This is a genomic window from Acidovorax sp. LjRoot129 (assembly GCF_964253765.1).
Lineage (GTDB): Bacteria > Pseudomonadota > Gammaproteobacteria > Burkholderiales > Burkholderiaceae_C > Acidovorax.
On record NZ_CAXUSE020000001.1, the window covers coordinates 2,965,403 to 2,979,636 of the forward strand.

Annotated in this window: 13 protein-coding genes; 3 read left to right on the forward strand and 10 right to left on the reverse strand. The window is 67.6% G+C overall.

Going from position 1 to position 14,234, the window contains the following annotated elements:
- Positions 1-25: 25 nt before the first annotated feature.
- The 6 genes from ACSQ3Q_RS13560 to mltG form a co-directional block, all read right to left on the reverse strand.
- On the reverse strand, positions 26-670 hold the full coding sequence (locus ACSQ3Q_RS13560) for an ankyrin repeat domain-containing protein (RefSeq protein WP_436137001.1): 645 nt from the start codon (positions 668-670) through the stop codon (positions 26-28).
- 98 nt (positions 671-768) lie between these two features.
- Entirely contained in the window at positions 769-1,575 is an 807-nt protein-coding gene (locus ACSQ3Q_RS13565; RefSeq protein ID WP_436134892.1) for a TatD family hydrolase, read from the reverse strand.
- A 61-nt stretch (positions 1,576-1,636) separates the two neighbouring features.
- The gene (locus tag ACSQ3Q_RS13570) at positions 1,637-1,996 is read right to left on the reverse strand and encodes a PilZ domain-containing protein (protein ID WP_063460474.1); all 360 of its coding nucleotides are present in this window, start codon (positions 1,994-1,996) and stop codon (positions 1,637-1,639) included.
- Positions 1,993-3,030: a DNA polymerase III subunit delta' gene (locus tag ACSQ3Q_RS13575; RefSeq protein ID WP_436134893.1), complete on the reverse strand. Its 1,038-nt coding sequence runs from the start codon at positions 3,028-3,030 to the stop codon at positions 1,993-1,995. Before ACSQ3Q_RS13575 ends, ACSQ3Q_RS13570 begins: the two co-directional genes overlap by 4 nt.
- The gene (gene tmk, locus ACSQ3Q_RS13580) at positions 3,027-3,701 is read right to left on the reverse strand and encodes a dTMP kinase (RefSeq protein WP_436134894.1); all 675 of its coding nucleotides are present in this window, start codon (positions 3,699-3,701) and stop codon (positions 3,027-3,029) included. Before tmk ends, ACSQ3Q_RS13575 begins: the two co-directional genes overlap by 4 nt.
- Positions 3,698-4,684: an endolytic transglycosylase MltG gene (gene mltG / locus ACSQ3Q_RS13585; protein ID WP_436134895.1), complete on the reverse strand. Its 987-nt coding sequence runs from the start codon at positions 4,682-4,684 to the stop codon at positions 3,698-3,700. The genes tmk and mltG overlap by 4 nt, the downstream gene beginning before the upstream one ends.
- Before the next feature lie 45 nt (positions 4,685-4,729).
- Between mltG and ygfZ the strand changes: the two genes are divergently transcribed.
- Positions 4,730-5,644 (forward strand): CAF17-like 4Fe-4S cluster assembly/insertion protein YgfZ, encoded by a 915-nt coding sequence (gene ygfZ / locus ACSQ3Q_RS13590; protein WP_436134896.1) that lies wholly within the window; start codon positions 4,730-4,732, stop codon positions 5,642-5,644.
- A 165-nt stretch (positions 5,645-5,809) separates the two neighbouring features.
- On the opposite strand, the gene ACSQ3Q_RS13595 is transcribed toward ygfZ, so the two are convergent.
- The 3 genes from ACSQ3Q_RS13595 to ACSQ3Q_RS13605 all read right to left on the reverse strand — a co-directional run bounded on the left by ACSQ3Q_RS13595 (position 5,810) and on the right by ACSQ3Q_RS13605 (position 8,609).
- Positions 5,810-6,667: a YbgC/FadM family acyl-CoA thioesterase gene (locus ACSQ3Q_RS13595; protein ID WP_436134897.1), complete on the reverse strand. Its 858-nt coding sequence runs from the start codon at positions 6,665-6,667 to the stop codon at positions 5,810-5,812.
- 21 nt (positions 6,668-6,688) lie between these two features.
- A complete protein-coding gene (locus ACSQ3Q_RS13600) occupies positions 6,689-7,612 on the reverse strand; it encodes an alpha/beta hydrolase (protein WP_436137002.1) in 924 nt (307 codons plus the stop codon).
- A gap of 118 nt (positions 7,613-7,730) precedes the next feature.
- Complete coding sequence (locus ACSQ3Q_RS13605) at positions 7,731-8,609, reverse strand: 2-keto-4-pentenoate hydratase (RefSeq protein WP_436134898.1); 879 nt, start codon at positions 8,607-8,609, stop codon at positions 7,731-7,733.
- Between the two features lie 70 nt (positions 8,610-8,679).
- Here ACSQ3Q_RS13605 and ACSQ3Q_RS13610 point away from each other — a divergent pair, with 70 nt between their 5' ends.
- On the forward strand, positions 8,680-9,816 hold the full coding sequence (locus tag ACSQ3Q_RS13610; RefSeq protein WP_436134899.1) for an iron-containing alcohol dehydrogenase: 1,137 nt from the start codon (positions 8,680-8,682) through the stop codon (positions 9,814-9,816).
- A gap of 235 nt (positions 9,817-10,051) precedes the next feature.
- The gene (locus ACSQ3Q_RS13615; RefSeq protein WP_436134900.1) at positions 10,052-12,901 is read left to right on the forward strand and encodes an EAL domain-containing protein; all 2,850 of its coding nucleotides are present in this window, start codon (positions 10,052-10,054) and stop codon (positions 12,899-12,901) included.
- Positions 12,902-12,955: 54 nt separating this feature from the next.
- Here the strand turns inward: ACSQ3Q_RS13615 and ACSQ3Q_RS13620 are convergent, their stop codons facing one another.
- On the reverse strand, positions 12,956-14,158 hold the full coding sequence (locus tag ACSQ3Q_RS13620) for a phospholipase (protein ID WP_436134901.1): 1,203 nt from the start codon (positions 14,156-14,158) through the stop codon (positions 12,956-12,958).
- Positions 14,159-14,234: the final 76 nt, after the last annotated feature.

A 14,234-nucleotide genomic window follows, 5' to 3' on the forward strand; every position in this document is an offset into this window, starting at 1 on the left:
ATGCGAAGCAACCGCTCCCACGCCGCTACCACTTGCCCCGGTCCGGCTGCCGGCGCCGGATGGCCTCCGCGATCTTCGCGGCCGACTCCGTGCGGCTCACGCGCATCGCAAAGTCGGCAGCTGTCAGCCCCAGCTGGTTCTTGAGCGTGGGGTCGGCCCCTTCGTCCAGCAGCAACTGCACGGAAGCGGTCGAGCCATAGTGCGCCGCCATCATCAGCGGCGTCGTGCCGTTGGGTGACGTGGCGTCGATGTAGGCATAGTTCTCCAGCAGCAGCGCAATGATCTGCGTGTGCTGCGCCGACCCGGCAGAGGCCGCGTAGTGCAGGGGTGCCCAACCGGTCTTGTTCACGTCGGCGTTGCGCGCGATCAAGGCTTTCACGGCATCGACATTGCCCTTCAGCGCCGCCAGCATCAGCGGGCTTTCGTCCTCTGCGTTGCGGGCTTCCACGTTGACCGTGCGCGATGCCAACAGTGCGGCAAACGCTTTCATCGACCCGTTGTGCAGCGCGATGGCGAGGCCTACCTGCCCTTTGGGATCGCGCGTGTTGGGATCGAACCCGCGCCGCAGCAAAGCCGCAATGGCATTGGGGTCGTCGCGCAGGATGGCCACAAAAAAATCTTCGTAGGCCCCGGCCTGGGCCAGGGGTGTGATCAACAAACCCGCGGCCATTGCGGCCAGCGCCTTTCGGCGATGCAGCGTACTCACTGGCAGACCTCCATGCTGTGCACTGGGGTGCAGATTTGGGCTGGACAAGCTGGGCGCTGCGCTCATGCGGTCACCCCCTTGAACAGCGTCTCGAAATTGCGGCTCGTGGCCTGCGCCACGTCCTCAATCGCCACACCCTTGGTCGTGGCCACCTGTTTGGCCACAAAGGGCACATACGCCGGGCTGTTGGTCTTGCCGCGATAGGGCACGGGCGCAAGGTAGGGGCTGTCGGTCTCGATCAGCGTGCGGTCCAGGGGCACGTAGGCGATCACGTCGCGCAGATCCTGCGCGCTCTTGAACGTCACGATGCCCGAGAACGAGATGTAGTAGCCCCGGTCCAGCGCCGCGCGCGCCACTTCCATCGACTCGGTAAAGCAGTGAAACACGCCGCCCGCCTGGTTGCTGGCGCCGTCCTCGCCCTCTTCCCGCAGGATGGCCAAGGTGTCTTCCGACGCGCTGCGGGTGTGGATGACCAGCGGCTTGCCACAGGCGCGGGCTGCGCGGATGTGGTTGCGAAACCGGTCGCGTTGCCACTCCAGGTCGGCAATGCTGCGCCCGCCCTTGCGGTCTTCCATGCCGTAGTAATCCAGCCCCGTCTCGCCGATGGCCACTACGCGCGGCAAGGCTGCGCGGTCCAGCAGGTCCTGCACGGTGGGCTCCTGGATGCCTTCGTTGTCCGGGTGCACGCCAACCGTGCTCCAGAAGTTGTCGTGCGCCATGGCCAGCGCATGGACGCCTTCGAACTCTTCCAGCGTTGTGCAAATGCACAGGGCGCGGTCCACCTTGGCCTCGGCCATGGCTTGGCGAATCGCTGGCAGCTGGCTCACCAGTTCCGGAAAGTTGAGATGACAGTGCGAATCAGTGAACATGCGGTTTCAAAATAAAAATGCCGACCAGCCAGCGCGGGTCGGCACGAGGAAGCCGGTGGCGTCAGATCGTCTGCGTCGGGCGGTCAGACCCGAGGGCGGTGCCCAGCAGTTCCTCGATCTTGGCCTTGAGCTGGCGCGATTTTTCGTCCTTGGGGAACTGGATCCCCACACCCTGCGTGCGGTTGCCCGCTGCGCGGGCCGGGGTGACCCAGGCCACGCGGCCCGCGACCGGGTAGCGCTGGGTGTCGTCCGGCAGGGTCAACAACACGTAAACATCATCGCCCAGCTTGTAGTCGCGCTGGGTGGGGACAAAAATGCCCCCTTCGGCAAAAAAGGGAATGTAGGCCGCGTACAAGGCCCCTTTCTCCTTGATGGCCAGCTGCATGACGCTGGGACGGGGTGCGGTGGATGGACTGCTCATGAGTGGGGGCTGGCGGCGGGTTGCCTGGAGTGTAGGGTGTTTCGCGCCTGGGCGACAAGCGCCTCCAGCATGAGCCCGGCGTTGAACGGATGCTCCGCCGTGCGCGCCGCCTTGGACAGCGCGCGCGACCAGCGGGTGAGCGCGGCCAGGGGCGGCAGCGCCTTGGGGAGGTCGGCCGGCGCAAAGTAGCGCGGCGCGGCGCCCACGCTGGCGGCCAGAAGGTCGTGGCAGAGCTTTTGCAGCGCATCAATCACCTGGGGCGGCGCCCAGTCGCCCAGGGCCGTCACGTCGCCCTTGGCCATGGCCTGCGGCAAGGCCGACCAGGCCTGTGGGCTGCGTCCGGACTGGGCCCAGGCCAGGGCGTCGTCGGGCCGGCCGCCGGCCGCGCGCAAAAACGCTCTCGCCGCGTCGTCGCCCACGCCCTGCATGCCCAGCCACTGCAGCATGTCGGCCTCGCCGGGCCAGACCATCGCGTGGCCCAGACAACGGCTGCGGATGGTGGGCAACAGCTGGTGCGCCGCTTCGCTGGCCAGCACAAAACGCACATCGCCTGGCGGCTCCTCCAGCGTCTTGAGCAAAGCGTTCGCCGTGATGTGGTTCATCTGCTCGGCCGGGTACACCAGTACCGCCTTGCCCCGCCCCCGTGCCGATGTGCGCTGTGCAAACTCGACGGCATCCCGCATGGCCTCCACGCGGATCTCGCGGCTGGGCTTGCGCTTCTTGTCGTCGATGTCGGCCTGCGCTTTTTCAGACAGCGGCCAGCCCAGCGCCATCATCTGCACCTCGGGCATCAGCACACACAGGTCGGCATGCGTGCGGACGCTGATGGCGTGGCAGCTGCCGCACTGGCCGCAGGCGCCGTGCGCGGTGGGCGCATCACACAGCCATGCGCGCACCAGCTCCAGGCCCAGCGCGTACTGGCCCAGGCCCGACGGGCCCTGCAGCAGCCAAGCGTGTCCGCGCTGCGCGAGCAGGCTGGTGCGCTGCGCGGCAATCCATGGAGCCAGAGCGGTCGCGGGCGCGGCATCGCTCATTGCGGGCCCCCTTGCGACGCCACCATGATCGCCAGCCAGCCCTTGCGCACGAAAACGGCGGTCAACTGCTGCCACACGCGGTGGCGGTCCTGCGCCGCATCCAGGCGCGCAAAACGCTGCGGCGCTGCCGCGGCGCGGTCGGCATAACCTTGTGCCACGCGGCGGAAAAACTCGACCGGCTGGGACTCGAAACGGTCCGGCACACGCGCACCGGCCAGCCGCTGCGCTGCAAGCTCGGGCGCCAGGTCAAACCACACCGTCAGGTCCGGTTCACGCATCAAATCGGCCTCTGGCGCAAGTCCTGTCTGGGCCATGCGCTCCAAAGTTGATAGCACACTGATATCGAAGCCCCGCCCCCCGCCTTGGTAAGCGAAGGTCGCATCGGTAAAACGGTCGCACAGCACCACGTCGCCGCGCGCCAGGGCCGGCTCGATCACGTTGAGCAAATGGTCGCGCCGCGCCGCAAAGATCAGCAGCGATTCGGTGAGCGGGTCCATGGGATCGCTCAGCACCATTTCACGCAGCTTCTCTGCCAGGGGCGTGCCTCCGGGCTCACGGCTCACGGTGACGGTGCGGCCCTGGGCGCGGAACGCCGCTGCCAGCCCCTCGATGTGCGAGGACTTGCCCGCGCCATCGATGCCCTCAAACGTGATGAACAGGCCCCGCGTCACTGCGCGCCCTTCTGGTAGCGGTTGACCGCGCGGTTGTGCTCTTCGAGCGATGCGCTGAAGTGGCTGGTGCCGTCGCCCTTGGCCACAAAGTAGAGGGCGCGCGTAGCCTCTGGCTGCACGGCGGCCAGCAGCGCGGCCTTGCCCGGCATGGCGATGGGGGTGGGCGGCAGGCCCGCGCGGGTGTAGGTGTTCCAGGGCGTGTCGGCCAGTAGGTCGCGCTTGCGCAGATTGCCGTCAAATTTTTCGCCCAGACCGTAGATGACTGTCGGGTCGGTCTGCAGCAGCATGCCGGTGCGCAAACGGTTCGCAAACACGCCGGCAATTTGCCCGCGATCACTCGCGCGGCCGGTTTCCTTCTCGACGATGCTGGCCAGGATCAGCGCCTCGCTCGCAGACTTGAGCGGCGTGTCGGCCGCGCGCTGGGCCCAGGCGGCTTCGAGCTTGCGGTCCATCGCATGCATCGCGCGGCGCAGCAGGGCGATGTCACTCGATCCCTTGGCGTAGGCGTAGGTGTCCGGAAAAAACCGCCCCTCGGGGTGCACACCCGGGCGGCCCAGCTGTGCCATCAGGGCTTCGTCGGTGAGCTTGGCGGCATCGGGCTTGAGTTGATCCTCTTTGGCCAGCGCCTGACGCACCTGCCGCCAGTTCCACCCCTCGACGATGGTCAGGGCACGCAGGGATTCTTCGCCACGCACCAGTTTCTGCAGCAGGCTGCGCGGCGTGGTGCCCGGCGGGATCTCGTAATTGCCGGCCTTCATGGCCCGGTCCTGCCCCGAAAAGCGGAACCACAGGTACAGCAGGCGCGCGTCGGTCTTGGCGCCAGCGGACACCACATCGCGGGCGATGCCTCGCGGGGTGGTGCCGGGTTCGATCGCCAGCTCGAGCGGCTCGCCCCCCGCCACCAACGGCTCATGCAACCACCAGAAGGCGGCGCCGCCCGCGGCAATCAAAACCAGCGCGATCAAAACAAAGAAACGTCGCACAACCCTGATGAATGTATGTGTAGAGCCGGGCATCATAATTCAGCGATGACTTCCCCCTTGAACGGTATTGCCCCCCTGTCCCACCTCGGCGTGATTCGCGTGGAAGGCGAAGACGCCGCCAAGTTCCTGCACGGCCAGCTCACCCAGGATTTCGCACTGCTCGGCATGGGCGATGCGCGCCTAGCGGCCTTTCTGTCGGCCAAGGGCCGGATGCAGGCCACATTCATCGGATTCAAGCGCAGCGCCAGCGAGGTGCTGCTGGTGTGCAGCCTTGATCTGCTGCCACCCACGCTCAAGCGCCTGTCGATGTTTGTGCTGCGTGCCAAGGCCAAGTTGACGGACGCAACCGGCGACTTTGCGCTCTACGGCCTGGTGGGCGATGCGGTCGCCGCCCTGCCCGCAGGCCCTCAGCCCGCATGGGTCAAGTCGGACATCGGTGCGGCATCGGTGGTGCACCTGTACCCGGTCGACGGCCAGCCGCGCGCACTGTGGGTGGCGCCGGCGGCAGAACCTGCGCCCGCTGGCGCTGCATTGGACCCGGCCCTGTGGCTGTGGAGCGAGATCAAGAGCGGCATCGCCACGCTGACCACGCCCGTGGTCGAAGCCTTTGTGCCGCAGATGCTCAACTACGAATCCGTGGGTGGCGTGAACTTCAAGAAGGGCTGCTACCCGGGCCAGGAGGTGGTGGCGCGCAGCCAGTTCCGCGGCACGCTCAAGCGGCGCGCGTACATCGTGCACGCCGCCGCCGAGGTCGCCGTCGGCGCCGAGGTGTTCAGCACCAACGACCTGGAGCAGCCCTGTGGCACGGTGGTGCAGTCAGCGCCCGCCCCCGGTGGCGGTTTCGACGCCATCGTGTCGCTGCAGATTGCGGCGGCACAAGACGGCTTGCAGGTGGGCGCTTCCGATGGGGTGGCGCTGACGCTGCACCCCCTGCCCTACGCGTTGCTCGACGATATCTGAGCCGCTGTCGCACGGTTTTGACGGCCCTGGGGCACGGTGAACTACGCTGGAGGCGGCATGAGCCTCCCGGCGCATAAATTTAGGTCAAAAGCGGCGCTAGCGCTTGCCCTACAAGCGCTAGCAGCTCACTTTTTTATAGCATCAAGTCTACGGCTTGCTTGTAGCCTACAGCCGCTGCACCATCGCAATGTGCGCGATGCCGGCTTCCTCCCAGGGCTCGCCTGTCAGCACAAATCCGGCACGGCGATAGAAGCCTTCGGCGCTGCGCTGCGCATGCAGTTGCACCTCGCTATCGCCCCGCGCACGGGCCGCGCCCACCAAGGCGTCGAGCAATTGGCGCCCCCAGCGGCCGCCGCGCACCGACCGGTCTACCGCCATGCGGCCAATGCGGCCGGTGCCGGGCTGGGGCTGCAGCAGCCGCCCCGCGGCAATCGGCATGCCCAGGCGGTTGTAGACCACCGCGTGGCGCGCCGAGATGTCGTGTGCGTCAGCCTCGATCTCAGCCGGAATACCCTGCTCGCGCACAAACACAGCCGTGCGCACGCGGCCCGCGTCGCGGCCCAGCGTGTTCCAGTCGCCGGTCTTGACCTCGGCCATGTCGTGGCCGGCTTCAAAACCTTCAAAGATGGCGCGCAGCGTGGGCGGCACGGGGCGCGATGTCTGTGTGGCCGGGTCGGCAAACACATAGACGAGCTCGGCCGAGATCAAGAGCCGGTCGCCGCTGAAGATGCCCGCCACAAACAGGCACGACGAGTTGCCGATGCGCGCGCACTTCAGGCCCACGTCCAGCGTGTCATCCAGCCGCGCCGACGCGTGGTATTCCACCGTCGCCTTCTTCACATACATCTCGCCGCCCAGGGTCAGCATGCTGTCCTCGTACGGCAATGCCAGCGCCCGCCAGTAGTCGGACATGGCGGTGTCGACGTACATCAGGTAGTGGGCGTTGAATACGATCTTTTGCATGTCCACCTCAGCCCAGCGCACGCGCAGGCGGTGGAAGAAGCGGAAATCACTGCGTTGCATGGTGTGGGGGTCTCCAGTTTTTTATGACGGCATGCCAAAGGCACCGCGCAGCGCGCGCGCGGCATCGGCATGGGCCTGGCGCGCCTCAGGAATCGCGCGGCCCATCTTGATGAATTCGTGCGTCACGCCGCGGTAGATCTCAAGGTCGACCGGCACGCCCGCAAGCCGCAGCTTGTCGGCATAGTCCACGCCTTCATCCACCAGCGGGTCGCACTCGGCCAGGCCCACCCAGGCGGGCGCGACGCCGTCCACGTCGGGCGCGTGCAGCGGGGCAAAGCGCCAGTCCTCACGCTCGGCGCGGCTGTGTACGTAGTTGCCAAAGAACCAGCTGATGGCAGGCTCCTCCAGCACCAGGCCGTGCGCGAAGGTGGTGTGCGACGGCGTGTCCTGGTGCGCAGCGCAGCCGGGGTAGAACAGCAGCTGCAACGCCAGCGGCAGCCCGGCATCGCGCGCCAGGATGGCATTCACGGCGGCCAGCGTGCCGCCCGCGCTGTCGCCTCCGACGGCCAGGCGCGCGGGATCTGCGCCCAGCTCGCCGGCATGGGCCGCCAGCCACGCGAGCGCATCCCAGGCATCGTTGCTCGCGGTGGGAAATCGGTGTTCCGGCGCCAGACGGTAGTCCAGCGACACCACCATGCAGCCTGAGAGCCGCGCGAGCTCGCGGCACAGAATGTCGTGCGTGGCAATGTTGCCGATGGTGAAGCCGCCGCCGTGCATGTACAGCAGCAGCGGCAAACCAGCGACGGTGCTCGGTGCATAGAGCCGGGCTGGCAACGCATGCCCGTCGCGCGCGGGGATGTGCAAGTCCTCGACGCGTGCGAGTACGGCCTTGGGCACCTCGAGCACATCGGCACCCGCCTGATAGGCCACGCGTGCATCCTGCGGCGAGCGGGTGTGCAAAGGTGCGTGCCCCGCGCGGGCCATGCGCTGCAGCACGCTGCGCATCTGTGGGGTCAGTCGGGTTTGGTGGATGGGCAGATCGGTCGTCAAGGTCGAGTCTCGGAGAAGGCTGCCTGCGCAAGCCCGCAAACAGGCACGCGCAGAGGGGCGTTGGCGCTGGCGCCTATTTGAAAGTCACACGCACGGGGGTCGCGCCGGGCAGGCCGTCATAGGTGGCCGTCACCGACAGACCCGCCTTGGGCGGCAGCAGCGGCGAGAACGAGCCCAGGCTGATGAGATCGCCGGGTTGCATGCTCAGCCCCTCTTGCTGTAGCGCGCCGGCCAGCCACACCACGGCGTTGAGCGGGTGCTCCAGGATGTCGCTGCCCTTGCCGCCTCCCAGGCGCGCGCCGCCGCCGTCGGTGAGCGACACGTTCATGTCGGCCAGCGCCTGCAGCAGTGCAAAACGCTCGCCCCGGTAGCTGGGCACCGCCAGCGGTGCCCCGGCCACCCCAAGCCGTGCGCCGACGTTGATGGCGGCCACGCCGGCACCGTTGAGCTGGGGCGGGGCCTGCACCATCAGGTCAGGCAGTTCGATGAAGGGGATGACCTGGTCCACGGCGTCGAGCACTTCCATGGGGGTCTTGGCGTGGTTGATGGCCGCGCTTTTCACGCGCACCAGCATGTCGGCCTCGTACAGCGGGCGGGCGCCAAAGGCCGCGTCCACCGATGCGCCGCTGGGCAGGATCATTCCTTCGTAGAGCTTTCCCCACACGGGCTTGTCGGTGTTGAAGCGCTTTTGCACCGCCGGGTTGGTGAGCCCGGCCTTGTAGCCCACCACCTTGCCCAGGCGCTGCGCGAGCAGCTGATTGACCTTGCCGCGCGTACAGGCTGCGTCGGCGTCCGACAGGTTCTGCGGGTTGGCGGCCGGGGTCTTGGCCACATAGTTCGCCACCAGGTCGGCGGCCTGCGCGTCGGTCAAACAATCGGCTTGCGCAGTTGTCGCAAAAGCGACGGCGGCGGCTGCCAGGGCGAGGGAAATGCGGGTTTGCTGCGTGGTCATGCGGGCCTCCGGGTTGTAGAGTTCTTGGCTTGGCGGCGCATCGTAAACGCAACACCCCACCCACACCACCATGGCTTTCATCTACTACGTCACGCAGATCCAGTTCGAATTTGGCGCCGTCAAGCTGCTCCAGCAGGAATGCGAGCGCGTGGGCATCACCCGCCCGCTGGTGGTGACAGACCCGGGCGTCAAGGCCGCGGGCGTGCTGCAAAAGGCGCTGGATGCGCTCACCGGCCTGCCGGTGGCAGTGTTTGACCAGACCCCCGCCAACCCCACGGAAGCCGCCGTGCGCGCAGCCGTGGAGGTGTACAAGGCCCAGGGCTGCGACGGCCTCATTGCCGTGGGCGGCGGCTCGGCCATCGACTGCGCCAAGGGCATCGCCATCGCTGCCACACACGAAGGGCCGCTCACGCACTACGCCACGATCGAAGGCGGCTCTCCACGCATCACCGAGCGCGCTGCGCCGCTGATCGCCGTGCCCACCACCAGCGGCACCGGCAGCGAAGTGGCGCGCGGCGCGATCATCATCGTGGATGACCACCGCAAGCTGGGCTTCCATTCGTGGAACCTGGTGCCCAAGACCGCCATCTGCGACCCCGAGCTGACGCTGGGCCTGCCCCCTGCGCTGACCGCTGCCACCGGCATGGATGCGATTGCGCACTGCATGGAAACCTTTATGTCTGCCGCGTTCAACCCCCCGGCCGACGGCATTGCGCTCGACGGCCTCACGCGCGGCTGGGCGCACATCGAACCCGCGACGAAGAACGGCAGCGATCGCGACGCACGCCTGCACATGATGAGCGCCAGCATGCAAGGCGCGATGGCGTTTCAGAAAGGCCTGGGGGCGGTGCACTCGCTCAGCCACAGCCTGGGCGGTGTCAACCCGCGCCTGCACCACGGCACGCTCAACGCCATCTTCTTGCCCGCCATCGTCCGTTTCAATGCCAGCGCCGAGTCGGTGCAAAAAGAAAAGCGGCTGCAGCGCATGGCACATGCGATGGGCCTGGCCTCTGCCACCGACATCCCCGACGCGATCCGCGACATGAGCGCGCGCCTGGGCCTGCCCACGGGCCTGGCCGCCATGGGCGTGACCGAGAGCATGTTCGACGACATCATCAAGGGCGCGATGGCAGACCACTGCCACAAGACCAACCCGCGCGTGGCCACGCCCGAGGAATACCGCGAGATCCTGCAGCAATCGCTGTAGCGCGTGCAGGCGCTGCCTGCATTGAGGCACGCCGTGGTACCTGTCAGCCCAACCGAGGGCAGGTGCCGCGTTCGCGCCAACCCACAAACCACGGCCCTGGCTCGCCGTTCGTCGGCACACGGGATTGCGCTGTCCAACTCCCGCCATCGCCCCCTCACTCCGCGCTAGACTCGCACCGATCACAATCGATTAACAATTTATTACCCTGGTGTTCGGGGGGAGAGGGTCTTGGGCGATGCGCACCGGAAAACTCAGCACCTGGCTCCTTCGGGGCACCTACCCCCGGCTGTATGTCCCCATCGTCCTGATCATCCTGCTCGTCAGTGCGGTGCGCTACCACTACCTCGTGGCGACCGAGATCCAGGAGGTGCGCCGCCAGGGGGCTATCGAGCTGCGCCGCGCGGGCGATGCGCTGCTGCCGGGGCTGGCTGAGCTGCCCCCGGTCGACCTGGACGCGGCCGCCACCCTGCTCAACGATGGGCTGGCGCGGCTGGGGCCGTGGATCGGGACGCTCAAGTGGCAGGTGCCGGGCCAGCCCGAGGTAGAAGCCACGGCACCCGCAGTACCGAGCGGCGCCCCGGCATGGTTTGCCCAGTGGGTGCAGATCGACCCGCCAGTGCAGCAGTTCGGCCAGGCCGTGGTGGGGGGCCAGACGGGGCGCCTGTCGGTGGCGCTGCAGGCCGCCCCGCTCATCAACCATGTCTGGGACACGGTGGTGGTGCAGCTGCGCATCTCGGCGCTCAACATCTTCACGATCCTGTTTCTGCTCACGCTGCTGCTGCGCGCCAATGCGCGCATGCTGCGGCGCCTGGCCGAGGCGACCAACGCGTTCCGCCACGGGCGGCTGGACACCCGCATGGAGGTGGCCGGCACGCTGGAGTCGCGCGCCATGGCCGAGACCTTCAACGACATGGCGGGCAAGGTCCAGTCGCTCGTCCTCTCGCTGCGCGAAACCCAGCATCTGCAAAGCGAGCAGTTGCACTTCACGCGCCAGTTGATCGACGCCCTGCCCCTGCCCGTGTTTGTGCGTGATGCCAATGGCACGTACCTCGAGGTCAACCGCGCCTGGCGGCGGCTGTTCCATGTGCCCGGCAACGCCAAAAACGGCCACACCTCGGCGCCCGCCTATCCTGAAGAGCTGTCCCCCGAACGCTCGGCACAGATCGCGCAGGCGCTGGACAACGAGATCCGCATCCGCCCGGCCAACCACCAGCCGGCGCGCGACATGGCGTACTACGAAGCGCCTTTCACCACCACGCGGGGCACGGTCGCCGGCACCATCGGCACGCTGGTGGACGTGACCGAACGCAAGCGCGCCGAAGAGGCCCTGCGCGCCGAGAAAGAGCGCGCAGAAGTCACGCTGGCCTCCATCGGCGATGGCGTCATCACCACCGACCTGGTGGGCCGCATCGACAGCATCAACGAAGCCGCGCAGCTCATGACCGGCTTCACCGCCGACCAGGCCGTGGGTCGCCAGCTCGACGACGTGTTTCGCCTGTATGAAGACCTGGCCAGCCGCAACGCCAGCTCGGCCGCCGAGCGCGACACCGTGCCCGGCACGCTCCAGCAGGTCACGCACGAGGTGCTGATGCACCGCTCCGGCGAGCGCTATGCGATCGAGTACACGGCGTCGGCGATCCGCAAGGGCGACGGCACGGCCGTGGGCTGCGTGCTGGTGTTCCGCGACGTGACCGAGACGCGCGACCTGCGCAACCAGATCTCTTGGCACGCCCGCCACGACGCGCTGACGGGGCTGTACAACCGCGCCGCGCTGGCCGAGCGCCTCACCCACGCGATCTTTGTGGCCCGGCAAAAGGGCACGCTGCTGGCCGTGTGCATGCTCGACCTCGACCACTTCCAGGCCGTGAACGACGCCCATGGCAACCGCGTGGGCGACCGCCTGCTCAAGGAGACCGCGCGGCGCCTGGGCGCCTTCATCACGCCGCAGGATGCGGTGGCGCGCATGGGGGGCGACGAGTTCGTGCTGCTGCTGGGCGAGCAGACCGACGTGCCCACCATCGCGGCGCGTGTGAGCGTGCTCATGCAGCAGCTGGCCGCGCCATACGCCATCGACGATCGCGTGCTCTACACCACGGTGAGCGTGGGCGTGGCGGTGTTCCCGCAGGACGATGCCAACCCCGACACCCTGCTGCGCCACGCCGACCAGGCCATGTGCCAGGCCAAGAGTTTTGGCCGCAATCAGATGCATGTGTTTGATGTGCAGCTGGACCACGCAGTGCAGACCCAGCACACCCGCCAGACGCGCGTGGCCCAGGCGCTGCATGCGGGCGAGCTGGTGCTGCACTACCAGCCCAAGATCAACCTGCGCACCGGCGAGATCCTGGGGCTGGAGGCCCTGCTGCGCTGGCAGCACCCGGACCAGGGCCTGCTGGGCCCGCAGCATGTGCTGCCGCTGATCGAAGACGCCGAGCTGGAGGTGGAACTGGGTGAATGGGTGCTGCGCCAGGCGCTCACGCAGATGCGGCAGTGGACCGATGCCGGCATGCTGTGGGAGGTCAGCGTGAACATCGCCGCGGCGCACTTCCACCGGCCCAATTTCGTGGACCGGCTCAAGGACATCCTGCACACCTGCCCCGAGGTCTCGCCCACGCGGCTGGAGCTCGAGATTCTCGAATCTGCCGCGCTGGAGGACATGCAGTACATGCGCCACATGATGCAAAGCTGCCAGGCGCTGGGGGTGCGTTTTGCGCTCGATGACTTTGGCACCGGATTCTCGTCGCTGTCCTACCTCAAGCGCCTGCCGGCCGAGACGATCAAGATCGACCAGTCGTTTGTGCGCGGCATCCTGGACGACGGCGACGACCTCACGCTGGTGAGCGCCATCGTTGCCCTCGCGGCCGCCTTCGAGCGGCATGTGGTGGCCGAAGGCGTGGAGACGGCCGAGCAGTGCGCAAAACTGCTGGAGCTGGGCTGCGAGCGCGGCCAGGGTTACGGCATTGCCCGGCCCATGCCCGCGCACGAGGTGCTGAGCTGGGCGCGCGACCACGCTGCGCGCCACGCGGCCAAGGCCGTGCAGGATGCCGCGCGGCGCCCCGGCACACCCCACGGTGGCATGCGGCCGTGACGGGCTAGCGCTGGCCTGGCTGCCCGCCGGCCGGCCGGCCGGCCGCGCGCACCCCTACAGCGGCTGCACCACGCGCATGTCCGGCCGCTGGAGCCAATCCGCCCACTCGTCCACCAGCTGCTGGCTGGCCCGCGTGGCCGCCAGCCAGGCTTTGGCCCGCGCGGCGGCGTCGGTCCCATAGTGGGTGAAGTCGTTGCGGTCGGGCAGCTTGGCGTTGGGCAGCGTGCGCACCCAGTCCGGGTCGGGTGAAAGCACCACCATGTTGTCGAGCGCGGCCGTGGAACGGTGGCGCCACTTGAGCCCCTTGTCCAGCCACCCGGGCACCACACGGTGTTGGAAGTGGGGGTACAACACCAGGCCGGCCGAGGCACGGGACTGGTTTATGGAGTCTTTTTGGCCTCCAGCGCTGGATGGATAAGCGCCATTAGCTATTATTTTTGTAGCATCACGGTTTAACTGCTTGCCGTAGGCCAGGTGCAGGTGGTAGTCGGTGATGCCGCCATCCCAATACGCCCCGGGTGGTGCGCCCGGGATGTTGTGCACGGCCTGCAGCACGAAGGGGATCGAGCAGCTGGCCTGCAGCGCAGGCATGAAATTGCCGCCCGTGAGCAGCACCTGCCGCGTGCGGTAGTCCGACGTGGCAAACGGCAAGACCGCGCATGCATTGGGGCCGCCAGCATCGCACCCGCCGGGCACATCCGGCGACGAGAACACCACGCGCTCCAGCCACGCGCCCATCGCCTTGCGGTGCACGGTGTTCGTCAAAAACGCACCGAAGTACCCTAGCGGGGTGGCCACGCCATGCTCGCGCCGCAGCATGTGCCGGCCGCGTGACGTGACGATGTGCAGCCGGTAGCGCGGGTGCGCCAAGACCTCGGCAACCCTGCCGCCGTAGAAGGCCTCCAGGTTCTTGCCAAACCGCTCGCTCACATGCGCCGCCGTGGGCCGCTTCTTGCCGGGCGGCAGCTCGTAGTCCTGGTGGATGTAGTCGTGCTCCAGCCGCTCGAACGCGGCCACGGATTGCTGCAGGCAGGCCGTGGCCATGCGCCACGCACCGATGGAGGCGCCGACCAGGTGCACCGGCTGGCTGGACTGCGGCAGCCATTCGCCAAAGATGAACCGGTCCAGCGGCCCGAGGATGAGCCCCTTAGGGCCACCCGCAGCCCCAGGGATCACGCCCACATCGCCGGGCTGCAGGCCGTGTTGTTCAAGGTGTTGGCGGGCGCGGGGGCCGGCATGGATGCGCAAGGCTTTCATGCGCGGCATTGTCGCAAAGCGTGTGGTTCGGAAATGTCGCCTGTGGGAGTGCCGGCCACGAACACTGTGAGGTGAA